The organism is Undibacterium sp. 5I1, from assembly GCF_034314085.1.
In the GTDB taxonomy this organism is placed as follows: Bacteria; Pseudomonadota; Gammaproteobacteria; order Burkholderiales; family Burkholderiaceae_D; genus Undibacterium.
The window spans coordinates 239484-264805 of the sequence record NZ_JAVIWI010000001.1 but is presented as its reverse complement, the minus strand read 5'-3'; the positions used below and the strand labels follow the sequence as shown (position 1 = coordinate 264805).

Sequence of the window (25322 nt, the reverse complement as noted above, 5' to 3'; positions counted from 1 at the left end):
TATGTGTTGGCGTTATGTATTTAAGGATAACGGGCTGCTTTACGCATATAGATGAGTGTACAAGTGCTGACATTGTGCGCTCAATTCGCCATCCAGCACCATCTGTTTTGCTGCTGCAATATCTGGTGCAAAGAAGCGATCCTTGTCATAAAACGCAACCTTGCGGCGTAGCGCATGATGTACTGTCGCCAGACTCGCTGAGGTCTCCAGCGGCTGATGAAAATCGACGCCCTGCGCTGCAGCTAGTAACTCTATACCGACAATGGTGGCAGTATTGTGTGCCATCTCATGCAGACGTCGGCCAGCGAAGGTCGCCATACTGACATGATCTTCCTGATTGGCTGAAGTCGGGATCGTATCGACGCTGGCTGGATGGGCGTGGGATTTATTCTCTGAAGCCAACGCCGCAGCCGTTACATGCGCGATCATAAAGCCAGAATTGAGCCCGGAATTTGGCACCAGAAATGGCGGCAAACCTGACAAACTTGCATCAATCAGCAAGGCAATGCGGCGCTCAGAAATAGAACCGATTTCCGCAATTGCCAGAGCCAGCGTATCTGCTGCGAACGCCACTGGCTCTGCATGGAAGTTACCGCCGGAGATGACCTCGCCTGTATCCAAAAATACCAGCGGGTTGTCGGTTACGGCATTCGCTTCAATTAATAAAGTACGGGCTGCGTTATTGATAATGTCCAGGCAGGCGCCCATCACTTGTGGCTGGCAACGCAGGCAATACGGATCTTGTACACGCTCGTCGTTGACCAGATGCGAGCGGCGGATTTCGCTCCCCTCTAGCAATTCACGATAAATTTTTGCGGTAGCGATCTGGCCAGGTTGACCGCGCACTGCATGAATACGTGGATCAAACGGCGCGTCACTGCCTTTGGCGGCGTCGACCGACAATGCTCCGGTAATCGTTGCGGCTTCCAGCAAGCGCTCAGCGAGAAACAAACCATTGAGCGCCAATGCAGTAGAAACTTGGGTGCCGTTAATCAGCGCCAGACCTTCTTTGGCAGCCAGCACGACTGCTGTGATTCCGGCGTTTTCTAACGCCAGTTTTGCCGAGACTAATTGTCCCTTCACACGCACTTCGCCCTCGCCCATTAAGGCCAGCGTCATATGCGATAAAGGCGCCAGGTCACCTGACGCGCCGACCGATCCTTTGACCGGAATTGCGGGCATGATGCCAGCATTGTAGAGCGCGATCATGGTATCGATGACGCTGGCACGGATACCAGAAAATCCTCGCGCGAGGCTGGCGATCTTCATCAATAAAATCAAGCGCACAACCTCATCAGCGATCAATTCACCGGAGCCGACTGAATGCGACAGTATCAGATTTTTTTGCAGTAATTCTAATTGCTCATCGGGGATGCGGGTCTTGGCGAGTTTGCCAAATCCGGTATTGATACCATACGCCGCGTCGCCCTTTTTGACGATACTCTGGATCGTTGCGGAGGACGCGTTGATCGCCTCATAGGCACTGGCATCCAACTCCAGCGGCAAAGCCGTGCGCCAGATCGCGCGTAAGTCGGACAGACTCATTTGGCCTGGGCGAATGATGAAAGTATTGGTATTCATGTTTGTCCTTATTTAAATTATTCTTGGCAGTTTTGAAATGTGATGAAATGTGCAGTTTGGTATTGTGCTGGGATAAAACATTGATTCGTTGGAGGCGGAAGCATTCAATTTTGAGTCAATTTCAATATACTCCCCACCAATCACTAGCAAATATGCCTTAATGTCCAATTACTCTCTGGACACCTAAAATATACTTACCACCAGTATTATTAATACGATCAAATCTACGGCAATCATCCCCTCTCCCACAAGCGAAAGAGGGAGTTTTGATCTGCTCATTGTTATCAACTTACGGTCTCGGTTGGCTGCGTCAATTTATTGCCCCAACTCACTCTCTCAACTCATTACTTTGAGTTATTAATCATGGGTAAATTCAAGCCATTACGCTCAGCGCAGGCAACCGCTTGCGGATAACCAGCATCCGCATGACGCATCACGCCGGAACCACAATCGTTGACCAAGACGCGCGCCAGACGTTTTGCTGCTGCATCCGTGCCATCCGCCACAATCACCATGCCGGAATGTTGTGAGTAACCCATACCAACGCCACCGCCGTGATGCAAGGACACCCAGCTCGCACCACCTGCGGTATTTAACAAGGCATTAAGTAGAGGCCAGTCGGAGACAGCATCGGTACCGTCCATCATCGATTCCGTCTCGCGATTAGGGCTAGCAACAGAACCGGTATCGAGATGGTCACGTCCAATGACGATGGGTGCTTTTAACTCGCCATTTTTAACCATCTCGTTAAACGCCAGACCAGCGATATGGCGCTCACCCAGACCTAGCCAGCAGATACGTGCTGGCAAACCCTGGAAGGCAATTCGCTCACCCGCCATATCCAGCCATTTATGCACGCCTTTATTCTCTGGGAAGAGTTCTTTAATCTTGGCATCGGTTTTGCGGATATCTTCCGGATCGCCCGATAAAGCGACCCAGCGGAATGGCCCTTTGCCATCGCAGAACAGAGGACGGATATAGGCAGGTACAAAGCCGGGGAAATCGAAAGCATTCTTCACGCCGGTATCAAACGCGACCTGACGGATGTTATTGCCGTAATCCACCGTCGCAATACCCATCGCATGGAAATCCAGCATGGCCTGCACATGCACCGCGCAAGCCTGTGCGGCATCGGCAGTCAGTTTTGCGTGCTGGCTTGCATCTGGTTGTGCTGCCTTCCATTGCTCAACCGTCCAGCCTATCGGCAAATATCCATTGATCAGATCATGCGCTGATGTTTGATCGGTGACCAGATCAGGCTTCATGCCGCCAGCTTTGGCGCGTCTAACTAGTTCTGGCAAGACTTCTGCTGCATTGCCGAGCAAGGCGATTGATACCGCCTCTTTGCGGTCGCAATGATGTTTGATCAGTGCCAAGGCATCGTCCAAATCTTTGGCTTGCTTGTCGACGTAGCGGGTACGCAAGCGGAAGTCGATACTAGATTGCTGACACTCAATATTTAAAGAAACAGCGCCAGCAAAGCTAGCCGCCAGTGGTTGCGCACCGCCCATGCCGCCCAAACCTGCGGTCAAAATCCAGCGCCCACCCCAGTCACCGCCAAAATGCTGACGCCCTGCTTCGGCAAAGGTTTCATAGGTGCCTTGCACGATGCCTTGAGTGCCGATATAAATCCAGCTACCTGCTGTCATCTGACCGTACATGAACAGACCTTTGCGGTCGAGTTCATTGAAATGTTCCCAGTTAGCCCACTTGGGCACCAGATTAGAATTGGCGATCAACACTCTGGGCGCATCCTCATTGGTTTTGAACACGCCGACCGGCTTACCAGATTGAATCAATAAGGTTTCGTCCTCGCCCAACTCTTTTAGCGAGGCCAGAATCTGATCAAAACACGCCCAATTACGGGCAGCACGACCAATCCCGCCATACACGACCAAATGCTTAGGATTCTCGGCAACCTCGGGGTCCAGATTGTTCTGAAGCATGCGATAAGCGGCTTCGGCTACCCAAGTTTTACAGGTTTTTTCAGCACCGCGTGGTGCACGGATTTCGCGGCTTTCGTCCCAGCGTGGATCGTTGTTCATGATGTATTCCGTCCTATTTCGATAGTGTTGGCTGGCGCAAAGTCAAACTCAGTCAAATTAACTAAACTAACTCAAGCTAACTCAATATATACGTTCAATGCGCTTCTAAAAACCAGATGATGACCAGTCTTTGAAATAAGTTTAAGTTGTATATACAACTTTTGCAACTGGATTTTTGTATGAGACAATGTGCAAGATTATATTTTTATGTTTTTTTAATGCCACCACCTTAGTTACAAGGAATCCTGTGTCAAACCAACAAGAAAACGCACCCGTGTTCCAGCGTATCAAGGATTATTTACTAAAAGAAATTCAGTCCGGCACATGGAAAGAAGGCGATGCGATTCCGTCCGAAACTGCGCTAGCAGAGCAGTTCAGCGTATCCCGCATGACGGTCAACCGGGCTGTACGAGAGTTGACCAGCGAACAAATCCTGACGCGTATTCAAGGTTCGGGCACCTATGTCGCGCAGCATAAATATCAGGCAACCTTAGTCGAGATTAAAAGTATCGCGGAAGAAGTCAGAGCGCGCGGTCACATGCATCGCAGCCAATTGCATGCGCTAGTCGCGGTGGCCGCGAGTGACATACTGGCGCAACAATTTAAGGTAAAAATAGGACATCCGCTTTTCCATTCGGTCATCGTACATTTTGAGAATGATATTGCGATTCAGGTAGAAGACCGCTGGGTCAATTCGGATATTGCGCCTGACTATCTGGAACAAAATTTTATGACCATGACACCGAATGAATATCTGATGGTGGTAGCGCCCTTAGAAAGTGTCAGCTACCGTATTGAAGCGTTGTTACCGTCTAAACAAATCGCGACGATGTTAAATATCACCAGCAAGGAACCATGTTTGCTATTACACCGTCAAACAATATCAAAGACCAAAATCGCCACGATAGTCACGATGTGGCATCCGGGCCAACGTTATCAGTTTGCGGGTAGTTTTTAACGTAATCCTTTGCTGACTAAACTCAGCAAACAAACCAGACTAAACAAACTAATTGAACAATATAGAACCGATGCGCTTTTTCTCCTTTTCCCATTTTGCCTCCTCTGCTAACTCGCTGAATAAGCAAGTCAACATCACTCGGCTGGCAGCATTGTTACTCGTCACGACACTCGCAGGCTGCGGCAGTTTTGGGAGCAATCTCGGCAATAGCAAAGTCGCTCTCAAAGAAGAAGAATTTGGCTCTGCCGATGTCTTTACCCATAGCTTTCCCGGATCGGAAAAAACGGCTTGCGAAGCCGCCCGCCGTGCTTTGCTCAGCCAGGGTTATGTCATCAGCGAATCCAAAACCGCCTTCGTCAGAGGCCGCAGAAAATTCCAACACGATAGTGATATTCACGCCGAGATTGAATTTACGGTAGTCTGCGCCGCCGACAGCAAAGGCAGTAATAGCACCACCGTTTTTGCCAATGCGGTACGCGACCGTTACTCGCTCAAAAAGAGCAGCAACTCCGCCAGCATCGGCGTCGGCGCACTGGGCTCGGTATCGTTGCCGTTCGGTGCCAGTGACGATTCTCTAGTCAAAGTCGCCAGCGAAACGATACCAACCGGTGATTTTTACGATAAATTTTTTAAATTAGCAGAACGCTATATGGATGACTCTTCGGTTGAAACCGATAAGGATGAGGATAAAAAAGAATCTCCAGCCTCTTCTGACAATAAGAAATTGACTACGCCAAATCAATAAACCAATTTTTTTCTGGCGAGCAGCAATAAAAAAAGCGATGCAGATTTTTCTGCATCGCTTTTTTACTAATACAAACCCAATACAAACTATACGAACAAATTACTTCGTAGTTTTATCTTTACGAACACCAGCTGCTGTTGCAGGCAGGTATTTCAAAGGATCGTTCATACCGACGATATACGCCGTTGCGATAGTACGTGGCTTCATGCAAGTCGCGCTCAGTACTTTGGAATCTGCAGAGATATCGTTAGTGCAAATCGTCAGATCTTTGACTGTATCCAAAGAAATACCAGCAGCCGCGGCGACAGCGACAACTGAACCAGCACCAGCGCCGTTTGCTACCAAGGTATCAACTGTAGCTTGCAAATCTTTCGTGCTTGTCAGCGCAGTAAAGATACCATCAACAGAGGTATCGACTGCGGCATTAGCTGCTGACGCAACCGAAACAACACCTGAAACCAACAACATACCAACAACTGCCTTTGAGACAAATTTTTTCATGGCGACTCCTGTAATGATTGAAAGCCTGGCGAGGCTGTTTTGATTCTAATTAAGTTTAGATCAAATTAAAAGGATAGAGTTGTATCCATGCGGCAATTAACTCTTTGATTAACAACAGTTTGTTCAATTTATAAAACAAACTGTGCATCAATCGACAACTTTTAGAGGTTTTACACCTGATTTCAAACCCCTTACGGGCTATTGTAACGATTAGCGTTGCGGATTGGCTCTTTGGAATTGGCGGTGGTTTTCGCGAATGCCTCTTTTGCACGTTGATAACCGTATTGCCACTGCGCTTCAATATACTGCACATAAGTGTCATAGCTGTCCGGCATGATCAGGCTAACCCGGTTACGCCTGAAAGCCAGCTTCTTTTGCACCTGTTCGCGTGCCAGTGCAATGCTGATATCTGAGCTATCAATCCAGGTATCCGCAAATTGATGGTGAACATAACGTAAGCGCTGATTGCCGTTAATGCCCAACACCGCACGCAAAGCAGGGATCGCAAAAGTCTGATCAAACGACTCTTTAAATTCCATCGTGACCTCATGCGCCAGCCGCCTGGCTATCTCGATAGGAAATAGATCGAGTACGCCACCGATATAGTGTTCCATCTGCCCGGTAGACGGACGACGATAGCTGTGACAACGAAAATAAAACATGTCAGATACCGAAATCCGCACCGCTTCTGCCAAAGGCATATCGACATCGATCAACAGTTGTGGAGCAATCGCATGATTCCCCCATATCGGGGCGCTGAATGGCGATTGAATACCTTGCAATAGTGCGGCTGTTCGCTGATCGCAAAAAACGGTTTCTTCAAATAATTTACGATGACCACGCGGCTGCCCTACTTCTTCTGGTTGGTATAACAGCTTGCCGCCGATAATCGCAACCGCTGGTGCCCCAGCAGTTTGACTTGGACTGGCAGTTGGCAATGGCAAATTAGGCGGTATCTCAAACATATAATCTTGAAATACATCCGGTATCTTGGGCGTATTTTTTGAGGACAACTTACGCTTAATCGCCTGAATCAAAGAGCGATGAATCGCCGCTTGCGATGTCGATTGCAGACTCGCCCAGAACTGATACATCTCATGCGAACTCAGCCACGCCTTGCACTGCCCATCATCCGGTAAAGCCTGAATCAGCGTCGCCGCAATCGCCGCGCCGCAACTGGCTAATAACAGATCAGGCGTTTTCCCGGCATCACGCGCTGCGGCATACATACCAAGATAAATCCCAAAACGAAAGCCGCCGCCAGCCATGACCATGCAGCGTTGATATTGAGGAAGTTGAGTGGAAGTGGGAGGATTTGTGCTTGAATTCATCGCAACAAAATACCACAACAACGATGAAGGATTAAACAGAAATTGCGTTTTGCTGTCACAGCGGCAGGTTCAAACGTGTTGCTAAACAACAGCTTGATCGTGCACTGATTCAGTACGTGTTTTGGCTAAGCAATTAGGCTCACTTGGTTGACTAACTAAGTTGAGTAGCTAAGTTGAATAGCTAAGTGAAAAACTGAGCGCCGTAAAAACACGCTCAGCGAAAATGCACAAAGCGCAAAAGGCAATCTCGCTTACTTTGCACTCGATACGTTTCTATGATTATTTTTTCTTTTTAGCAGAAATTCCATCTAGTCAAAAATAGAGATAATTTCGTATACTCCCCATAATTTTTTCAAAAATCGCCTTATATACCAATAATTACTTGGTCGATTAAATATACTAACAAGGAGTATGCATAAACCATCTATAGAAAAAGAGGGGCTTAAGCAAATATCGCCAGCACCGGGTAACGGCGCCACTCTGGCTCTGCATACCGCTGGCAATGCGCAAAAATAAAACTCAGCACGGCATTCTGGTCGTTCAATAGCTGGGGATGATCTGCTTTCCATGTAGCGAATTGCGTAGCCAATACTGGCTCCTCACGGAGTAATTCTTCTGCCAGATCTTCAAATACATAATCGGAGAAAGCTTCTTTCTTCTCTAATACGCTATTAAAAAATCCCCAACGGAAAAAGCTGTCATGTGCCTGTGGCTCCAAGGTTTCGACCGCATACCGCGCTTGGTCCTGATCCAGCGTAATCCAGATATCACCCGCCTTGATCTGATGGGTGCCAGTCTGCGTGCTCAGCTCCATGTCGTCATGAAATAAATGACCTTCATAGGCATGTGGGCGCGATGTAACTGAACGAATTTGGTAGGTCTGCGCCTGCACAATGCGGTCACTGGCAATTCGCTCGATCTTGACGCCATTCCACTGCAAGCGCTCAATCGCAGCGCGCCATTGCTGGGGTACGACATAGGCAATCGGCGCAGGGACTACGACTTCTGGCTTGAAATGATTGAAGTAAGGAATATCCTTTTCCCATGCTTGATGTTTGTCGTAGTACAAACGACTGTAGTCGCCTAATGCACTGGGCTTGTGGCAAGCCTCATAGCCTTTAAAACGAACCGTCGAGACATGCTCGTCATCCCGGCGCCATTTCACCGGCCAATGACTGCGTTTTTTTCCTTGTTGTTTGGCGGCGTCACGCAATTGCTGGATTTGTTCTGCGTGCTTGATGGTGAACTCCAACGCGACTTCGACTAGAGCGCGCATGGATGCGTAGCGATCGGCGAAGGGTTTTAGCATATGCGTTTCTGGCATAAAACCGATGGTGTGATGCAAAGCGGCGTAGCCCGTAGAGAATCGCGCAGTTTCTAAAAACTCTTCTATCCCTTGATCAGGACTCTCTTTGACAGGATTCACATAAGGACAAGTCGGCCAGCCGCGTTGCGCCATATCTGCAAACATCACTGGCAGCATCTGCTCACGCAAAAACTGCCCCAGATCGCCGCCGAGTTTATCTGTTTGGGTATGGATCAAGGTCATCGTGTAAGGATAATCTGCCCCGTTGGAGGTGTGTGTATCCACCATCACATCTGGGTCCCAAGCGGTAAAAAATTGGTTAAACACTTGCGCATTCAAGCTGTCGCACTTAATGAAATCACGGTTCAAATCCAGATGCAGACTATTCCCGCGGAATCCAAACAACTCGGGACCGTCTTGATTCACCCGCGATGTGTTTTGACGATTGTGGCAACCATCCACGTTATAAATCGGAATAAAAATAAACGCGGTACGACCTAGTTGCGCCAACCGCTCTGGCATCACACACCAGTCGCGCACCAGCGCCATACAGGCATCAATACCTTCGGGCTCACCGGGGTGAATACCGTTATTATTAAAAAATACCGGACGCTGTTCATGCTTGATCTGCTCACGATCAAATACGCCATCCGCAGTCACTACACCAGCATGAATAGGCACACCGGCATCCGAGATGCCAATCTGACTGAAGTGCAAGACATGAGGAAAAGTGGATGCCAGCTTTTGATAAAAGCCAATACACTGATCCCAGGTCGTCGTTTGGTTTTGATTACCGAGTTCGTAAGGTATTTGCAGGTCTGTTGACATAGTGAGCGTCCAAGGTGAAGAAGGTATCCAAGGTATGCAGCACGCATCCCGTGATGATCAATTAGATACGTTAGGAAAAATAACTACCGTGATTTTGCCTGAATTAGACTGGTAGCGAGCGATATTATCTTGGTATACAGGCAAATCTCGCACAGTCACGAATCACGTAAAATACATCAACCCACAACGCCCCAGGAGCCTCATCTTGACCAACGCCGAAATCGCCGCTTTACGCCTGAGCTGTCACACCATCCTCCCCGGTCACCGTCAACTACCGCCAGCGGAACAGTTTGCCGCCATGGCGCAATGGTGCGAAGCCAACCATGTCTTGCATGACACTTATGGTGAGGGTGAATTAGTCCAACACTTTGAACAAAAAATCGCTCAGCTATTAGGTAAAGAAGCCGCCTTATTTTGCATCACCGGCACCATGACACAAGTCACCACCTTGCGACTCGCTTGTGCCGAACGTGGCAACAATTTGGTGGGCTTACATCCAAGTTCACATATTTTTATCCATGAAAACAGCAATCATGAATTGCTTCGCCACTTTAATGCCCTCAGAATCGGCAATCCATATCGCCCCTGGACAGTAGACGATCTCAAGGCGATACCGGAAAAAATCGGTGCCGTTCAATACGAATTACCCATGCGAGAAATCGGCGGGCAACTCCCTAGCTGGCAACAACTTCAGGACATCAAGTCCTACTGCCAGCAAGAGAATATTCATCTACACATGGACGGCGCCCGCTTGTGGGAAGCACAAAGCGGATTTGCTCAGCCTTTGCGCGAGATCGCGGAAGGTTTTGATTCTGTGTATGTCTCGTTTTATAAAGGCATAGGCGGTCTCGGCGGCGCGATGCTACTAGGCGGTAAATCTCTGATCGATCAGGCACGGGTCTGGATGCAAAGGCAAGGCGGCAATGTATTCCGCCGCTCGCCCTACGTCGTGGCAGCAGCGATGCAATTTGATCAGCGTCTGGACGACATGCCGGCCCTATTCCAGCGTACACAATGGCTGTATCAACTGCTGGCAGATTTTCCACAATTAAAAGCCAATCCAGTGCAGCCTCAATCCAATATGTTGCACCTGTATTTACCCGTCAATAAAGAACGTGCAACCGACATCCGCAACCAGATCGCGCACGAACATGGCATCTGGTTATTCGGCAATGCCGTGCACACGGCACTGCCAGAACAATGCATGTTTGAATGGTATATCGGCGATCAACTGTTAGCGATGAAGGACGTTGATGTGAAGAACGCGCTTACGTTATTTGTAGAGAAAATTTTGGAAAAGCTTTGATGGGAATTTATAAAAACTCTTGAGTCGACCTACAACATTGCGCATAAAGCTATTTTTCTTACCAATCCTGCTTGAGACACGCGGGAATGACATGCTTAGAATTTGCATTGTTACTAATGGCCTTCGTTATGAATAAAAGATTTTAAAAAAATTTCTGATTTAGATGTCCAATATAAATAAGGCTTACAGAGCAAAAATGGCTTGTAAGCCTTATTTTATATGGATGATCTTAGCGAAATTTCTAAAAAATGAGATCGAAGTTCATTTTTACTCAGGTTTTTATCATTACTGCGACAACTGGTCGACATAATGCAGCCTTGGAATCACTCAATATGCAGGCATGTTGAAACTTAAAGCATCCCTGAAAAACGCTTATCCAATTCGTCCCAGAAATAAGAATTTTGCTGTAAAAATAGTTAGCCAAAATCACCATAAAGCATTCGCTTACTGATACGCTGCTGATGTTGTTTCTTCCTGGTTTATTTACTGAGATACAGACATATTTTCGTGTTGATTTAAGTAGCCTGCTCTGAACTTTTTCATTTTACTTTTCCATGACAATGACCTCTTCTTCCAGCCGCATCAATGGACTGGATACCTTACGTGCGATTGCAATTTTGCTGGTATTTATGTATCACTACATGGTCTTTGTCAGTCATGAGGCGAGCTTCGGTAGCTTGAGTCAAATTGGCTGGGCCGGCGTCGATTTATTTTTTGTGCTGAGCGGCTATCTGATCGGCAATCAGATTTTTTCAGCAATGCAATCGGGTCATTCGTTTTCGCTAAAGATGTTTTATATCCGCAGAGCCTTGCGAACGTTGCCCAACTTTTACGTGATATTGGCAGTGTATTTATTGTTTCCTCTTGCCGTCGGTGGGAATCCTGTTACACCTTTGTGGAAATTTTTAAGCTTTACGCAAAATTTTAACTTGCGTCCTGGTTCGGCGTTTTCTCATGCCTGGTCCCTATGCGTCGAAGAGCAGTTTTATCTGTTGTTGCCAGCCATCGCCTTACTAGTACATCGCCTGCGAAAATCGCTCAAAGCCGGTTGGATATTATTGATCGGTTTGATGACTATTGCAGTGTTAATACGAAGTTGGATGTGGCGCGATGTTGGCAGCGATGGCGGTCTGTATTACGTCAATATTTATTATTCCAGCTTATGTCGGTTTGATGAGTTGTTACCCGGTGTTGCAATAGCGATGCTAAAGAACTTCCATCCTGCCGCATGGCAGCGAACGCAAGCATGTGGGCGAACAACTTTACTCGGTGGTATTGGGTTGTGTTTTTTTAGCCTCTACTTATTTACCAATTACAACTACGTCGATGGTCAGGGATTTTTATGGTTCACCACCGCTTTTGGTTATAGCCTGCTGGCGATCAGTTTTGCTTTATTAACGGTAGCGGCACTTAGTCCCGTCTCTTGGCTGTATCGGCTTCGTATTCCTGGCGCAGCTAAGTTAGCAATCTGGTCTTACGCCTTATATCTGGTACATAAGCCATTGATGAATGTACTAATCAACCCCTTAAACAGCATAGGGATAAGCGTAACTAGCGCTAGTGGAATTGGTGTGATGTTTGTCGCCAGTCTGATCGGCGGATGGCTGCTATTTACTCTGGTAGAAACTCCATTTATGAAATTGCGTAATCGATTTTTCCCGACTAATTTTGTAAAGCGTACAGAGTCAGGGAATACTAAAGTGCTAAATTCAATACTGATCAAGAATTCCCGCTCAACTTAATTCAGATAAACGTTTATCGGTTAAAGCCCTGCTCTTATCGCGTAATCCGATGTCTTTATCGCAAACAAAATGTGAGGTAACTAGCAAATGCATAAACTTGTTTCGGTCATTAAACAACAAGGAGAAGCGGCGATGAAACATCTGAAAATTATTCTAGTAGCGACCATCGTAGCGGTTGCGCTCAACACCTCATTTGCAGACCCGATCAGGATCGGTAATCCTGCGGGTTGGACTGTGTGGGGACCAACCGACAATGATAAATATGAGATCGGTATTGATACTGACGAAGGCAGCAAGGAGCATCCAGCTTTATATATCACCAGCAGAGGTCAGCCAAGCGACGAGGTTGCAGCAATTACCCAAACGATCGATGGCACTGATTATCAGGGACAAGTCATTGAATTTAGCTTGATGGCTCGCGCAACTGGCGCTGCGAAAAATAAAATCTGGTTACGCCACATGCGCTCAGGCGGCGATTTGGAAATGAAGGTGCAAGTGATTCCAGATGGACGAGGATGGGAGAAAATCATTCTCAAATCCTATTTACCCCAGAGCACTGATGCATACCGTAATCAATTTGAGATCGGTATTGCGCTCGCCTCCCAGGGGAAAATTTGGGTACGAGACTTAAAGTTAGAAAAGCATGCGCTTTCACCGACACCTGATAAATTCCCGATACCAACATACCGATCAGGTCTGAGACTTGAGCCGCCACGTAATCTGAACTTTACTGAATAACAATGCCGACTTTGTTACGTCCATCCGCACACCAAGACTGGCCATTCTTGCCCGTCTTGGCATCAACTATATTGATACTGATCGGCATGGTACTCAGCCACCGTGCTGCGTGGCTGGCGGATTTGGTTGCACTATTACTGACGTTTAGTATTGCAAAAGTTTTCTTGATTATCCTGTTAAGCAAACGCAGACAATGTAGTCCAACTTTGTATTGGATGGGGTTGTGCTTTTTAATGACGGTGGCGATCGCCAGCGGATTGTTGATAGAAAAAACGTTATGGCCTATGTTACGAATCAGACATGCGGACTGGATTATGCCAAGCTTGCTACTAGTGTTATTAACAGCAACTATTTTACCCGCAGCAATCTCTGCCGAAATCTCGTACAAAGAGCACGCCACACTCGCCAAAGCCCAAGCAACACACGCTGTGGAGCGTCAATTGCTGGAGGCGCGTTTAGCTGCATTGCAAGGTCAGATAGAACCGCATTTTTTATATAATACTTTGGCAAATGCACGCGTATTGATACGTGACGATGCAGTCGCAGCGGAGGCGATGTTAAATCATCTAAACGTCTACCTGCGCGCGGCAATGCCCGATTTGCGCGCAAATACGACGACGCTGGGGCAAGAGTTGGAACGCGCTAAAGCCTACCTCGATATTATGAAAATTCGCCTGGGTGAACGATTGCAATTTACGATAGACGCATCAGAGGCTGCACGTGCTTGCGCTATCCCGCCCTTGTGTGTGATGACCTTGGTAGAAAACGCGATTGAACATGGGATAGAGCCACAACTGAGAGGTGGACATTTGCAGATAAACGCAGTTGTGGACGCCAGCATATTGACGATCACAGTCAGCGATGATGGTGCGGGCTTCCAAGCAGAGTTGGGTAACGGCGTTGGTCTGATCAATCTGCAAGAGCGTTTGCAAACGCTGTACGGCCAAGGCGATGATGAAAGTACCGAAACAAGTGCTGAATTGAGCTTAGCGGCACGACTACCATCTGGTGTGATTGCGACGATTAGGCTTCCCATCCAAAACGAACTGAAGGTATAGCGCGGTATGCGTTTGACACAAACCACTACCATCCTCCAAGCCAACGCTAAAGCGCGGCGCGCCCTCTTGGCGGAGGACGAGAGTTTATTGCGAACCGAGTTACGCAAAGCCTTAACTTTGTTATGGCCAGAATTAGAGATTGTTGCAGAAGCAGCAGATGGTATTAATGCGATGAGGTTACTTCAGGAGCATCAACCTGACATCGCTTTTTTAGATGTACGCATGCCAGGTTTATCTGGCGTTGACGTGGCACGCCTTGCGGCGCAACGTTGTCATATTGTCTTTTTGACGGCATACAATGAGTATGCAATACAGGCGTTTGATCAAGGTGCGGTTGACTATCTCCTCAAGCCTCTTGATTTGACCCGACTGGCGGTGACGGTACAACGATTGCAAGAAAAGCTAGCCACCCCACTCGCAAGTTTTGCTATATCAGAACAACAGCAAGAACAAAAAAAGGGCGAGCCAAATCCTATTCCGTTGAAATGGATACAGGCGTCTAGCGGCACACAGTTGCGTATTATCAATATAAATGACGTGCAATGCTTTCGGGCAGATGCCAAATATACCAAGGTCGTCACCAACAAATTTGAAGCGTTGATCCGTACCACGATCAAGGACCTGATGCTGCAACTAGACCCAGAAAAATTCTGGCAAATATCGCGTAGTGCCATCGTCAGCGTCGCGGCCATTGATACATTGCAAAGACAAGATAATGGCCTTGTGCTGAAACTAATGAATGAGGCCGAATGGCAAACCGTATCGCAAGCTTTTCAGCATCGGTTCAGGCAAATGTAATTTTGCTATGGCACAGATGATTTAACGCGAATCTTGTCATCGTTGTCCTTATCAACCTCGCTGCTACCATTCCGCCCGAATAAATAAATCAAAAACAAAATCACAAAACCACCGTCCAATACAATCACAGGCAGCATTGGCTTCAAGGCAGCGTCGTTCAGGCTCATCAGCAGTACGCCGACCAAACCGATTTTTTCTACCGTGACGGCGACAATAATGGGAATGCGACATTCAGGGTGCCTGGCGGAATAAATCAATAAGCCACCCAGACAAGCGACCAATAAACTCCAATGGCGGGCGAATAATATGCCTGCGCTATCGCTTACAACCAATTGTTGTGCCTGCAATAGGGGTAAGGGTACGATAAACTGTAGGCCTGCCAGCAGCATAATGCCACCAGCGATGTAGAGGATGATTTTGATATAGCGCTGGATCATGTTGTCTCCGGTTGGGTTTTTTGTTTTGTTTTATTTCGTCACAGCCAACAGATAATCTATCTGGCCTCGTCTGTCAAACTCTGCTTTATGTGAACTGCATCACACCAGACGCATAAACGACTTTATTGAAGCTCATGCAAACCAAGCCGTTTAATTCTGTTTTTAATTCCTATCTAATTTATGTCGGCGTTGCGCTGGCCTCTGCTGGGGTGGCGTTGTACACGCCATTGATTGTGTCGGAAACAGGTAAATCCTTTTCTGGCACTTGGGCCGCATCGATTCTGTTTGGCTTGAATTTTGGTCGTGTCATCGGCTCGCATTTGGGTAGCCGCTATCCCAAGCTGGCGAATCATCCATTTTCTGTCACAGGCAATATCTTGCTGGAGGGGCTTGCCCTGTATTGCATGGCGTATTTACATCAGGCCTGGGCTTTGGCCTTGTTTGCGGTACTGGCTGGATTGGGAAGCGGATTGTCTTTTCCTGGGCTGAAAAATTATTTACTGAAGTTAAAAGAATTAGATCAGTCGTCTTTATTTAGTCGTCTAGCCTTTGCCATACGAATGGGCTTGGTGCTGGGATATCTGATGGCGGGTTGGGTGCCGGTGCATAGCCTTAAAATCGTGTTCTTGATTGTGCTGATCACGTTTATCGCTTATGCCATATTTATGTTGTATGCCATGCGCGCGATTGCTGCGCATGAGACGGACTATCTTGCCGTGCTGGCAGTCAAACAAGCTGCATCGGTCACTGCAAATAATCAAGCAGATTCAGCGCTATCAGTCACGCCATCAAAAACACTGCCACGGCTGTTTATGGTGTCAAATGCCGTATTCTGGTGCTTTGCGGTCCAGCCTATGATTGGCTTTAGCCTGCACATTCCTAAGTTCACTCCAGGTATTCCTGTCTCCACCCCATTTTGGCTGGCGGCACTGGTCATCATCTTCTTCCAGATACCGGTGTCTAAACGAGCCGTGCGGATACGCGATCATTTCCGCTTCTTGCAGATTGGCTACAGTTGCCTGTTTGCTAGTTTTGCTCTGATGGTGTTCGCTGGTGGCCACAGCAGTGCCGTCATCATTTCTGCAATTTTGCTTTCATTTGCACAAGTATTTTACGGCCCCTCATTTGATGTCCTTATTGCACGACATTCGACAAGATCGTCGGAAGACACCGGCAAATTGATGTCGCAACAGATTTTTTATCAAAGCACAGGGACAATGATCGGTAGCCTCGCTGGCGGTGTGCTGTTTGATCTTGCTCAAACCATGCATATACCTATACTTAACTGGTTATTACTTGGCATAGGTAGTTTGGGGATGATGATCTTAAGCCGTAAAAAAATTCCTGATCTGTATCGTCGCTCTTAAAGCTGTGATTCTTAGAGCTGCCACCGGTCAATTAACAAACGCCCAAGAAAAAACTGGGCTGCTCACAGAAAACAAAAAGAACTTTTCTCTCTTCAGATAGGTCAAACGGCATAATTTTAATATACTCCCCAATATTTTTAAAAAATAATGCCGATTGCCCAGCGATCTTCTGGACGATCTAAATATACCTACCTCCAGTATTTATTTCAACCGAATTACACATCGAGCTAATACGCCTGATTAAACCGCTAACCTGATCACTATGGCTAAGCCAGAGTAATTGAAAACAGATCAAATAGTTGCCCAAAAGAATTTTTACGCCTAGTATGAAGCAGCTATTCACTAGGCTCCCGTCCACATCAGCATATCAATACAGCATTATGAAAACAAAAAATCTCCTTCTCGGTACATTGTCCTTGCTCTTTTGCATCCATTCCTACGCAGAGACAGGCGTAACCAGCAAGGCAATTCTGGTCGGTCAATCTGCGGCTTTATCCGGTCCAGCGCAACAGCTAGGGACAGAGATGCGCGACGGCGCGCTAGCCTACTTCGATCATGTCAACGCACAAGGCGGCGTTGCAGGCAGGCAGATCGTGTTAAAAACACTGGATGATGGTTATGAGGCCGACAGAGCAAGCGCAAACACAAAAGAGCTAATCGATAAACATGACGTTTTCTCCTTGTTTGGTTATGTAGGCACGCCGACTTCCAATGCAGCTTTGCCCTTGGTTGCCAAAGAAGGGATTCCTTTCTTTGCTCCATTTACTGGTGCTGAGTCTTTGCGTGAGCCGTTTAATCGCAACGTCTTTAATATCCGCGCTAGCTATTTTGAAGAAACCGAAAAGATCGTCCAACATATAACGACATTGTCGATGAGCAGAATTGCTGTGTTTTATCAAAACGATGCTTACGGCAAAGCCGGCCTAGAAGGCGTTACAAAAGCATTAAATAAACGTCATATCGAGGTCATCGGCATTGCTACCGTTGAGAGAAATAGTGTTGATGTGGCACCAGCGGTTGCCAAAATAAAACAAGCAAAACCGCAGGCAGTAATTATGATCTCTGCCTATAAATCCTGTGCCGCGTTTATCAAAGAAATGGTGAAAGATCCAGTTGGCGCGCCTATTTTCTGGAATATTTCCTTTGTCGGCAGTCAAGCCCTATCAAAAGAATTAGGCAGCGAAGGACGCGGCGTTATGATCTCGCAAGTAGTTCCAGCACCTTGGGAAGAAATCAATCCATTGATTAAAGAGTATAAAACTCTGTACGCCAACAAGCCTGGCAGAGAGCCGGGTTACGTTAGTCTGGAAGGATTTATCGCGGCCAAAGTCTTTGTAGAGGGTTTAAAACGTGCTGGCAGCAGCCTGACTCGCGATAGCTTTATCAAAGCAATGGAATCGATGGGAGCTTATGATGCAGGTGGCTTTTCAGTGAAATTCAGTCCGACTAACCATAACGCATCTCATTTTGTCGAATTAACCGTCATTGGAAAAGACGGAAAATTTATGAAGTAATTCTAGTTTTGAACTCTGTAGTAACTGGCAGCAGCTTCCTGCTGCCACTATTTTTTCTCGCTGATCGTGAATTAGCAAGCCAGCAAACTTGGCGGGACGGACATGTTTTCAAATCGACCGTCCCTTGACTTAGGTTATGGCATGCTAAAAATAGCGTCGCACCCTTCCCTGGTCTCCTCAACACCATCAAGTTCATCGTTCATTTCCAGATCAAATAATTCTTCAATCGCATTCATATAGCTATTGACGCGAGTAGCGCCGATGAGGCGATAAATATCACCTGCCTCGTTGCGAATGCCGATGATCATTTTTTCTTCTTTGACAATATCCACGCTGACTTGCGTCAGCAAAATATTACCGATGATTTGTTTATCAATTTTGGCAACAGCTTTGCCTGGGATTAATGCAGTTTTCAAGTTGGCTCCTGTGATCGTAAGCGAATGATAACGACTTTATCAGCGTTTATCTCTAAGAACATGTTAGCATTTGACTATGCATATAAATAACACAATATTTTTATCTCATGACCAATTTCTTTTTTACCCAGCCAATTCTTTATATCACCCTGTTTTTTTCTGCATTTTTGATCATTTTAGTCTTTTTAAAAACATCGAAAAGCAAGCCTAAAAAACGGCGCTCCAATTACAAACAAGTACCGCTGATGACACCGAATGAAATTGAATTTTTCGGCCGGCTTTGTCGCTCCTTGCCCGGAGCGCATGTATTCCCTCAAGTCGCTATGGCGGCCTTAATTACGCCCGTCGACAGTTTTCAAGAAAATCGATACGCCTATTGGAAAATCAATGAAAAGCGCGTTGATTACGCGATTTATAGCCGCAACATGGATCTGATTTGCATCGTCGAACTAGATGACCGTATGCATAATCCAGAAAAAGACAGAGAGCGAGATCAACTGACAAAAAGTGCCAATGTCGCAACATTGCGCTGGCAATCCAAAGCAAAACCGTCTGAACTGGAGATTTTTCAAACAGTTAACCAGTTACCGCATATGCAGAACAATCCAATTTTGCCCTTAACGCGCAAACCAAAGGCGCCCACGAAACCAAGTTATCAATCGCTGCACAAAAGACACAATTCACCTTCGCCAGAAAACCAGTCGAATAGAATTCAGAATTGAGCAGATGAGGCGTTCGATGATGCTTGCTATAAATTCTTTTGTATCTTAAGAGCCATACAAAGTTGTGCCGGCAAGACATAGCGACGAAAACAGTATTTTAGTATGGCGAGTCGCTGCAACGCAGCTAGAACATTTTTGCTTAAGTATGTTCATTTGTCCGGTTTATCAAGAGCGTCCGTACTTATCCTCAAATCTGACGATGTCATCTTCACCTAGATATTGACCACTTTGTACTTCGATCATGACTAGATTCAAAATACCAGGATTCTCTAATCGATGTTTGTGACCAGCAGGGATAAAAGTGGATTCGTTGGTGCTAATGAATAATTCACGATCTCCATTGACCACTTTAGCCATACCGCTGACGACTATCCAGTGCTCACTGCGATGATGGTGCATTTGCAAAGATAACGATGCGCCTGGCTTCACTTCTATACGTTTGATTTTATATTTTGCGTCCTCTTCAAGTACCGTGTAAGTACCCCACGGACGATGCGCTGTCTGGTGTAATTTGTAAGCGTCGTTACCACTTTTTTTGAGTGCAGCAAATAGATGCTTCACATCTTGTGCTCTTGATTTATCAGCGACTAACAAAGCGTCTGAGGTATCAACAATAATTAAATTGTCTACACCGACGGCGCCAATCACGCGTTTATTGCTCTGGACATAGCAATTAGAAACGTCATATAACAGGGCCTCGCCCTCAATACGATTGCCATCAACATCAGCAGCCGTCAAATCGCCAAGCGCAACCCATGATCCGACATCACTCCAGCCTAAATCACAAGGTACCACTGATACCTGTTGTGACTGCTCCATGACTGCGTAATCGATAGAATTATCGGGAATCAGACCAAATGTTTTTTGCTCAAGATCAACTTGAATATAGCCAGTTCCCTTTAAGGTGCGCGATTGGGACAGACATTTTTTTGTCGCTGACAGTATCTCAGGACAATACGTCTCCATTTCTTTCAAAATAGCTGATGCCTTAAAGCAGAACATACCGGAATTCCATAAATACTTGCCTGAGGCAAGATATTCTCTGGCTTTTTCCATTGAAGGTTTTTCGACAAATCGTAATACTGTATTTCCATCGGCTTCAATATAACCATAACCAGTTTCAGGTGAGCCTGGCTGAATACCGAAGGTAACAAGACTACCTTGCTCGGCCATCACGACCGCACTCTTAACTGCGCTAACAAATGCTGCCTGATCAGAGATCAGATGATCAGCGGCTAAGATCAACATCATCGCATCTGGACCATAAACGTCAGATAAGTAAAGCGCTGCAGAAGCGATCGCTGCAGAAGTATTGCGACCAAACGGCTCTAAGATGAATGTTGTATCAACACCCTTCTCATTGATTTCAAGATAGTCATCTTGAGTTTTAAAAAATAAATCCCGGTTAGTGACCGTGATAATTTCCCTCACATCAGGCAAGTCAGCACCGCGTAAAAAAGCTTTTTGCAAAAGACTTTGACCATCAGTTAAGCGAATAAATGGCTTGGGATGCAACTCTCTAGACACTGGCCATAAACGTGAACCTGTACCACCACATAAAATTGTAGGGAAAATTTGCATGGGATTCTCTATTAGTATTTAATTTTTTAAAATTGATTACGCTTACAAGGTTTTGAACATCACCAAAATCCTATAGATTACCAAAACGCCTGATAGCAAAGCAATCTGACATCAACTACCAATATTAGTGCAAATAACTTCAATTTTTTTGAGATTAAAACGTTTAAGCTTTAAAAATAGCTACTGGTAAGCAGGAAAACGGGGATTTCGAGGCTTTACAAAGTCATCAACATGCCGAACACAGCAAGCGCCATTGTGAAGGTCGCTAACCACCCGATCACTTTAAGACTTGTTGTAATAGTAAACTGCCCCATTATCTCTGGTCTTCCTGCCATCAACATCATGACAATCATAATCGGCACAGAAATTACGCCGTTGATGACCGCACTCCAATACAAAGCCTTGATTGGATCAACTGGTGTGAAGCCAATCAAGATACCAATCAAGGTTGATATAACGATGATGGCATAAAATCCTTTGGCGTTCTGCGGCGCTAACTCCAGACTATTTTTCCACTGAAATGCTCCTGCCATCGCATAAGCGGAGGATCCGGCCAATACAGGGATTGCCAGCAATCCCGTCCCGATGATGCCGGCACTAAACAACATAAAAGCAAATTCACCTGCAATCGGGCGCAGCGCAGTCGCTGCTTGCGATGAGGTCTGAATATCGGTAATACCATGCAAATTCAATGTAACGGCAGTCGTCAGGATAATGAAAAAGGCAACCAAATTTGAGAATCCCATCCCAATATAAGTATCTATCTTAATACGCCGTAAATTGCTCGCTGCCTGCTCAGGCGCTTCGATCAAAGGTCGTGCTTTTGGGTCTGCAATTTGCTCCTCTACTTCTTGTGAGGCTTGCCAAAAAAACAGATACGGGCTGATGGTTGTGCCAAATACGGCAACAACGGTAGTAATGTATTCGGCATTAAAGCTCAGGTGCGGCGCCAACATCTTTGCCAGGACAATTGCCCAGGGAATATGAACGACAAATACCGTGGCGACATAAGCCAATAAGGCAAGTGTCAGCCATTTCAATATACGGACATAGCGTCGATACGCAATAAATACTTCCAACAGCAACGACAGCACACCAAACGCAACGGCGTATAACTGCGCCGGTCCCCCAACGATGAGTTTTAAGGCATCCCCCATTGCAGAGACATCGGCAGCAATATTAATCGTGTTGGCAACTAATAACAGTCCTACAACGCTATACAACAGCCATGCCGGGTAATGCCGGCGAAGATTAGTCGCCAGTCCATGCCCACTTACACGACCTATCCTTGCACTTACAACCTGAATACCGACCATCAACGGGTAAGTAAATAACACCGTCCACAGCATATTAAATCCGAACTGCGCACCCGCCTGAGAATAGGTAGCGATCCCACTCGGATCATCATCTGCTGCGCCAGTAATCAATCCGGGACCAAGTTTTTTAAGCCAAGATTTTTCGCTGTCGTTAGTAGTTATTTTTTTATTCACAATACTCGTTTTATGAATTTATATTCCGACAATGACCCAGGCGATTGGATGGGATTAAAAGAGACGCATTGCACTAAATTGCAATAATTTACAACTTACTTCTGATAACTATTAAGAACAATGGGATACAATCTGAAATACTTCGTTACATTCGTTACATACATTGGCGGCTCTATGTACATTGCAAAACAAAAATTAGCTTCGATTGAGTATCTCAGTCAACTTGGCGTATTTAGTCGTGCCAAAGCATTGTCATCAAGCGTTGGTCGTTTTGCGTCGGACTTTTGTTGGGCGTATCGTACGGTGTTTCCTACTAATCATGTAAATTATGAACGTCAAAGCCGATTTTTATTGCGCACGATATTCAACTTACAACCCAGTGCGTGTTGGTTCAGATATGTAAAAGAAAGCTATCTTCGCGATATCGCGAGCAAAGAGCCAAGTCTGCTCGAAGCAGTACACCGTCCATTCTTTGACAGAAACATCACGTCAACCAAGCGAGTACGGCTGCTAAAAAGTCATTTTGAAGAATTTCAGTCTATCTTTGGCCCGCATCAAGCCTTGAATGTAATGATTGGTGATCGCGTTTCTCTTTGTAAAATGGAAGGTAAAAGTGGAGAGAATTTTGTCATCAATCTCGTTCGTGAAGACGCCTACAAACGAGAAGGTGGCGTAACCCTGGAGTTATCCATGAATAATATCCCGCTACTTTGTTTGACTTTCACGTTAGAAACATTGGGACGTGAAATCTTGATCAAAGTAGGCGGAATTCAATCTAAAGGACTCCATTGCCGTGACGCCACAAGAGATGCGACGCATGCTTTGCATGGTATCCAACCTAGACTATTATTGATAGAAGCGTTAAGAGCAATTGCTATCAAAATTAATTGCACAAACATTGAGTGCATCAGCAAAGAAAATCATATCCACAGATCTTGGAGATATCGATTTAAAAAAACGATCAATGCTGAATATAATCAGCTATGGCTACTAGCTGGCGGAAAAGAAAATCCGGACGGAAATTTCGATATTCCTAGTGTCATCGAAGAAAAATCGATTGATGAAAGACCATCAAAAAAGCGTGCAGAATATCGTCGTCGCGCGACTTTGCTCGACTTAATGCGTCAGCAAATCCATCAAGAAATAATCAGAGCTGATGTTAGCCCTAGGTTAGTTAGTTCTACGATATTATGGACAGCACAAAATCAAAACCTTTCGTACATGACCAGCGTCGCTAATGCGAGCAATGACAGTGAGTCTTATTTGAATCCTGTCGAAATTATGGCTAAAGTCCACTGACCTTTTTTGACTTCTTATTACATTGACTAATTGAACCATCAATTTGACGGATAATCCTAGAAACGGCAGTTGGACGAGTCTGAGTGTGCATTTTTTCGGTTTCCAGCAAGGCGAGACGAGGCGCAACCTTCACGTTGCAACGAGGAGCAACGCGGCTTGGGAGCCGAAAAAGTGGGCAATCAGTTCGTAGCGCTCTCACCAGAACGGTGACGGTAAAAACACTGACATAAGTCAATTGAATCAAATACTTATTACACTGATGAGCGGTCAACTGCCGTTTCTAGGATACTGACCCGAGGCGGAATCGCCTAAGTTAAGATTAAAAACTACTGAATAACCCAACCCCAGCACTCCAATCGGGACTACTTTGATTAGCGCCCTTCGTTACATAAACACGCACACCACCCAGCTCATTGATGCGATACGAGCTAGAAATTTCTGTCACCTGGTAATACGATGTTCCATTCACTGAAGGTTGTTCAACAGTAAAGGTGATCGCTGTTGTGCTTTTTTCAGAAAATTCCGTAGATAAGGACAAGTAGCCAGACCATACATTTTTAAGTTGAATATTTTCTGATAATCCATTGATCTGGATTAATCCAGGACTACCTAATTTAGTGTATTTGGTACCGCCACTTAACAATGCTTTCTCAAATGGATAACTTGCCGTCAACGCTAAAGAATAATCGTTCTTACCAGTTCCTAATCCTTTCGCACTATCAGCAGCGGCAATCTTCGCACCTAGCACAGCATTGATGGCAATTGCTGTCGCCGCATCTGTAAAAACTTCTTTATTAGCACTGACAAAAACATCTCCCGATCCAGATGAAGAGACTAATTTGGGAGTAATAGTGACGCGTTTGTTAACCCTGGTTCTGATCGAACCAGCGGGTGCGGTTCGATTTAAGTAAGACGTCGTGAAAAGGAAATCAATGTCATATGCGGACCATTGCAAGCTAACTATTTTCTCGATGGTTTTACTTGCTACACTTTCGGAAAAACTACCCGCGGTATAAGTAGCGCCGACATCAATAATAATTGGCTCTCCCTGAGCTAACTCGGCCAACTCAGCTGCAACGTCAGCGCCCCATGCGCGAGATACAGATGAGATCAACATAACAGACAGCGCAAGACGACTGATATTCTTGACTTGCAAAAGTCGACCTGTTATGTCCATGACTATTTTCTTTAAAGTTTTATGTTGCTCTGTTCGAGTCACTTAATTGATCATTATTTTTATTCTAAATTTGATGAAAATTTAGCCTGTTTATTTCTATGCTAGAACTTTCAACAAGTGTACCAAACGGGAGCTCTTTGATAGCTGTTTTTCATAATTTTTATAGAAAAACTGCACATTAAAACTATAAGAAGTGGATTTGAATAAGAACGGTTAGATAGGCGTAAAAAAAGATTTTAAGACACAAGAATATTTTGACTTTAGAGACGTATCACCATCAAACTCAGGCGCAGGAATGTCCAGGACAAAAGGCCGTATTCAACGATTTTTCGAGCCTGTAAATAAATTTGTGTGAATGTCCACGGCCTATTAACCTCACCCG

The 25322-nt window shown here is 45.8% G+C and carries 21 protein-coding genes; 11 read left to right on the top strand and 10 right to left on the bottom strand.

Annotation, left to right across the window (positions count from 1 at the left end):
* Positions 1-39 precede the first annotated feature (39 nt).
* A complete protein-coding gene (gene hutH / locus RGU72_RS01145) occupies positions 40-1581 on the bottom strand; it encodes a histidine ammonia-lyase (protein ID WP_322117995.1) in 1542 nt (513 codons plus the stop codon).
* 344 nt (positions 1582-1925) lie between these two features.
* Positions 1926-3626 (bottom strand): urocanate hydratase, encoded by a 1701-nt coding sequence (gene hutU, locus RGU72_RS01140; RefSeq protein WP_322117994.1) that lies wholly within the window; start codon positions 3624-3626, stop codon positions 1926-1928.
* A gap of 247 nt (positions 3627-3873) precedes the next feature.
* On the opposite strand from hutU, the gene hutC reads away from it, so the two are divergent.
* Both hutC and RGU72_RS01130 read left to right on the top strand, forming a co-directional pair.
* Positions 3874-4584: a histidine utilization repressor gene (gene hutC / locus RGU72_RS01135; protein WP_322117993.1), complete on the top strand. Its 711-nt coding sequence runs from the start codon at positions 3874-3876 to the stop codon at positions 4582-4584.
* A 52-nt stretch (positions 4585-4636) separates the two neighbouring features.
* The gene (locus RGU72_RS01130; protein WP_322117992.1) at positions 4637-5329 is read left to right on the top strand and encodes a DUF2242 domain-containing protein; all 693 of its coding nucleotides are present in this window, start codon (positions 4637-4639) and stop codon (positions 5327-5329) included.
* A gap of 99 nt (positions 5330-5428) precedes the next feature.
* On the opposite strand, the gene RGU72_RS01125 is transcribed toward RGU72_RS01130, so the two are convergent.
* The 3 genes from RGU72_RS01125 to RGU72_RS01115 all read right to left on the bottom strand — a co-directional run bounded on the left by RGU72_RS01125 (position 5429) and on the right by RGU72_RS01115 (position 9295).
* On the bottom strand, positions 5429-5830 hold the full coding sequence (locus RGU72_RS01125; RefSeq protein ID WP_322117991.1) for a hypothetical protein: 402 nt from the start codon (positions 5828-5830) through the stop codon (positions 5429-5431).
* 191 nt (positions 5831-6021) lie between these two features.
* A complete protein-coding gene (locus RGU72_RS01120; RefSeq protein WP_322117990.1) occupies positions 6022-7161 on the bottom strand; it encodes a hypothetical protein in 1140 nt (379 codons plus the stop codon).
* 442 nt (positions 7162-7603) lie between these two features.
* Positions 7604-9295 (bottom strand): M14 family zinc carboxypeptidase, encoded by a 1692-nt coding sequence (locus RGU72_RS01115; RefSeq protein WP_322117989.1) that lies wholly within the window; start codon positions 9293-9295, stop codon positions 7604-7606.
* Between the two features lie 205 nt (positions 9296-9500).
* Between RGU72_RS01115 and RGU72_RS01110 the strand changes: the two genes are divergently transcribed.
* The 5 genes from RGU72_RS01110 to RGU72_RS01090 all read left to right on the top strand — a co-directional run bounded on the left by RGU72_RS01110 (position 9501) and on the right by RGU72_RS01090 (position 14937).
* On the top strand, positions 9501-10601 hold the full coding sequence (locus RGU72_RS01110) for a threonine aldolase family protein (protein ID WP_322117988.1): 1101 nt from the start codon (positions 9501-9503) through the stop codon (positions 10599-10601).
* 560 nt (positions 10602-11161) lie between these two features.
* Positions 11162-12343 carry an acyltransferase gene (locus RGU72_RS01105; RefSeq protein ID WP_322117987.1) on the top strand — a complete coding sequence of 394 codons (1182 nt, stop codon included), beginning with the start codon at positions 11162-11164 and terminating at the stop codon, positions 12341-12343.
* Between the two features lie 87 nt (positions 12344-12430).
* Complete coding sequence (locus RGU72_RS01100) at positions 12431-13081, top strand: hypothetical protein (RefSeq protein WP_322117986.1); 651 nt, start codon at positions 12431-12433, stop codon at positions 13079-13081.
* A 2-nt stretch (positions 13082-13083) separates the two neighbouring features.
* Positions 13084-14139, top strand: coding sequence for a sensor histidine kinase (locus RGU72_RS01095; RefSeq protein WP_322117985.1), 1056 nt, complete (start codon positions 13084-13086; stop codon positions 14137-14139).
* A gap of 6 nt (positions 14140-14145) precedes the next feature.
* Positions 14146-14937, top strand: a complete 792-nt coding sequence (locus RGU72_RS01090) for a LytTR family DNA-binding domain-containing protein (RefSeq protein WP_322117984.1) — start codon at positions 14146-14148, stop codon at positions 14935-14937.
* A gap of 5 nt (positions 14938-14942) precedes the next feature.
* On the opposite strand, the gene RGU72_RS01085 is transcribed toward RGU72_RS01090, so the two are convergent.
* A complete protein-coding gene (locus RGU72_RS01085) occupies positions 14943-15374 on the bottom strand; it encodes a hypothetical protein (RefSeq protein WP_322117983.1) in 432 nt (143 codons plus the stop codon).
* A gap of 134 nt (positions 15375-15508) precedes the next feature.
* On the opposite strand from RGU72_RS01085, the gene RGU72_RS01080 reads away from it, so the two are divergent.
* A complete protein-coding gene (locus RGU72_RS01080) occupies positions 15509-16741 on the top strand; it encodes an MFS transporter (RefSeq protein ID WP_322117982.1) in 1233 nt (410 codons plus the stop codon).
* A gap of 380 nt (positions 16742-17121) precedes the next feature.
* Positions 17122-18255 (top strand): ABC transporter substrate-binding protein, encoded by a 1134-nt coding sequence (locus RGU72_RS01075; protein ID WP_322117981.1) that lies wholly within the window; start codon positions 17122-17124, stop codon positions 18253-18255.
* Positions 18256-18389: 134 nt separating this feature from the next.
* On the opposite strand, the gene RGU72_RS01070 is transcribed toward RGU72_RS01075, so the two are convergent.
* On the bottom strand, positions 18390-18671 hold the full coding sequence (locus RGU72_RS01070) for a hypothetical protein (protein WP_322117980.1): 282 nt from the start codon (positions 18669-18671) through the stop codon (positions 18390-18392).
* A 107-nt stretch (positions 18672-18778) separates the two neighbouring features.
* Here RGU72_RS01070 and RGU72_RS01065 point away from each other — a divergent pair, with 107 nt between their 5' ends.
* Positions 18779-19393: a DUF2726 domain-containing protein gene (locus tag RGU72_RS01065; RefSeq protein ID WP_322117979.1), complete on the top strand. Its 615-nt coding sequence runs from the start codon at positions 18779-18781 to the stop codon at positions 19391-19393.
* A gap of 165 nt (positions 19394-19558) precedes the next feature.
* On the opposite strand, the gene RGU72_RS01060 is transcribed toward RGU72_RS01065, so the two are convergent.
* Together RGU72_RS01060 and RGU72_RS01055 are read right to left on the bottom strand one after the other, a co-directional pair.
* Positions 19559-20974 (bottom strand): mannose-1-phosphate guanylyltransferase/mannose-6-phosphate isomerase, encoded by a 1416-nt coding sequence (locus RGU72_RS01060; protein WP_322117978.1) that lies wholly within the window; start codon positions 20972-20974, stop codon positions 19559-19561.
* Between the two features lie 215 nt (positions 20975-21189).
* Positions 21190-22464 (bottom strand): divalent metal cation transporter, encoded by a 1275-nt coding sequence (locus tag RGU72_RS01055; RefSeq protein WP_322117977.1) that lies wholly within the window; start codon positions 22462-22464, stop codon positions 21190-21192.
* A gap of 174 nt (positions 22465-22638) precedes the next feature.
* Here RGU72_RS01055 and RGU72_RS01050 point away from each other — a divergent pair, with 174 nt between their 5' ends.
* Complete coding sequence (locus RGU72_RS01050) at positions 22639-23763, top strand: VirK/YbjX family protein (RefSeq protein WP_322117976.1); 1125 nt, start codon at positions 22639-22641, stop codon at positions 23761-23763.
* A gap of 319 nt (positions 23764-24082) precedes the next feature.
* Here the strand turns inward: RGU72_RS01050 and RGU72_RS01045 are convergent, their stop codons facing one another.
* Positions 24083-24940: a hypothetical protein gene (locus RGU72_RS01045; RefSeq protein WP_322117975.1), complete on the bottom strand. Its 858-nt coding sequence runs from the start codon at positions 24938-24940 to the stop codon at positions 24083-24085.
* Positions 24941-25322: the final 382 nt, after the last annotated feature.

Bases quoted from the DNA above. Each gene is read 5' to 3' on its own strand.
- RGU72_RS01125 (WP_322117991.1), bottom strand. From the start codon at position 5,830: ATGAAAAAATTTGTCTCAAAGGCAGTTGTTGGTATGTTGTTGGTTTCA.
- RGU72_RS01120 (WP_322117990.1), bottom strand. From the start codon at position 7,161: ATGAATTCAAGCACAAATCCTCCCACTTCCACTCAACTTCCTCAATAT.
- RGU72_RS01075 (WP_322117981.1), top strand. From the start codon at position 17,122: ATGAAAACAAAAAATCTCCTTCTCGGTACATTGTCCTTGCTCTTTTGC.
- RGU72_RS01090 (WP_322117984.1), top strand. From the start codon at position 14,146: ATGCGTTTGACACAAACCACTACCATCCTCCAAGCCAACGCTAAAGCG.
- RGU72_RS01095 (WP_322117985.1), top strand. From the start codon at position 13,084: ATGCCGACTTTGTTACGTCCATCCGCACACCAAGACTGGCCATTCTTG.
- RGU72_RS01085 (WP_322117983.1), bottom strand. From the start codon at position 15,374: ATGATCCAGCGCTATATCAAAATCATCCTCTACATCGCTGGTGGCATT.
- hutH (WP_322117995.1), bottom strand. From the start codon at position 1,581: ATGAATACCAATACTTTCATCATTCGCCCAGGCCAAATGAGTCTGTCC.
- RGU72_RS01080 (WP_322117982.1), top strand. From the start codon at position 15,509: ATGCAAACCAAGCCGTTTAATTCTGTTTTTAATTCCTATCTAATTTAT.
- RGU72_RS01105 (WP_322117987.1), top strand. From the start codon at position 11,162: ATGACCTCTTCTTCCAGCCGCATCAATGGACTGGATACCTTACGTGCG.
- RGU72_RS01100 (WP_322117986.1), top strand. From the start codon at position 12,431: ATGCATAAACTTGTTTCGGTCATTAAACAACAAGGAGAAGCGGCGATG.
- RGU72_RS01060 (WP_322117978.1), bottom strand. From the start codon at position 20,974: ATGCAAATTTTCCCTACAATTTTATGTGGTGGTACAGGTTCACGTTTA.
- RGU72_RS01065 (WP_322117979.1), top strand. From the start codon at position 18,779: ATGACCAATTTCTTTTTTACCCAGCCAATTCTTTATATCACCCTGTTT.
- hutU (WP_322117994.1), bottom strand. From the start codon at position 3,626: ATGAACAACGATCCACGCTGGGACGAAAGCCGCGAAATCCGTGCACCA.
- RGU72_RS01115 (WP_322117989.1), bottom strand. From the start codon at position 9,295: ATGTCAACAGACCTGCAAATACCTTACGAACTCGGTAATCAAAACCAA.
- RGU72_RS01045 (WP_322117975.1), bottom strand. From the start codon at position 24,940: ATGGACATAACAGGTCGACTTTTGCAAGTCAAGAATATCAGTCGTCTT.
- RGU72_RS01050 (WP_322117976.1), top strand. From the start codon at position 22,639: ATGTACATTGCAAAACAAAAATTAGCTTCGATTGAGTATCTCAGTCAA.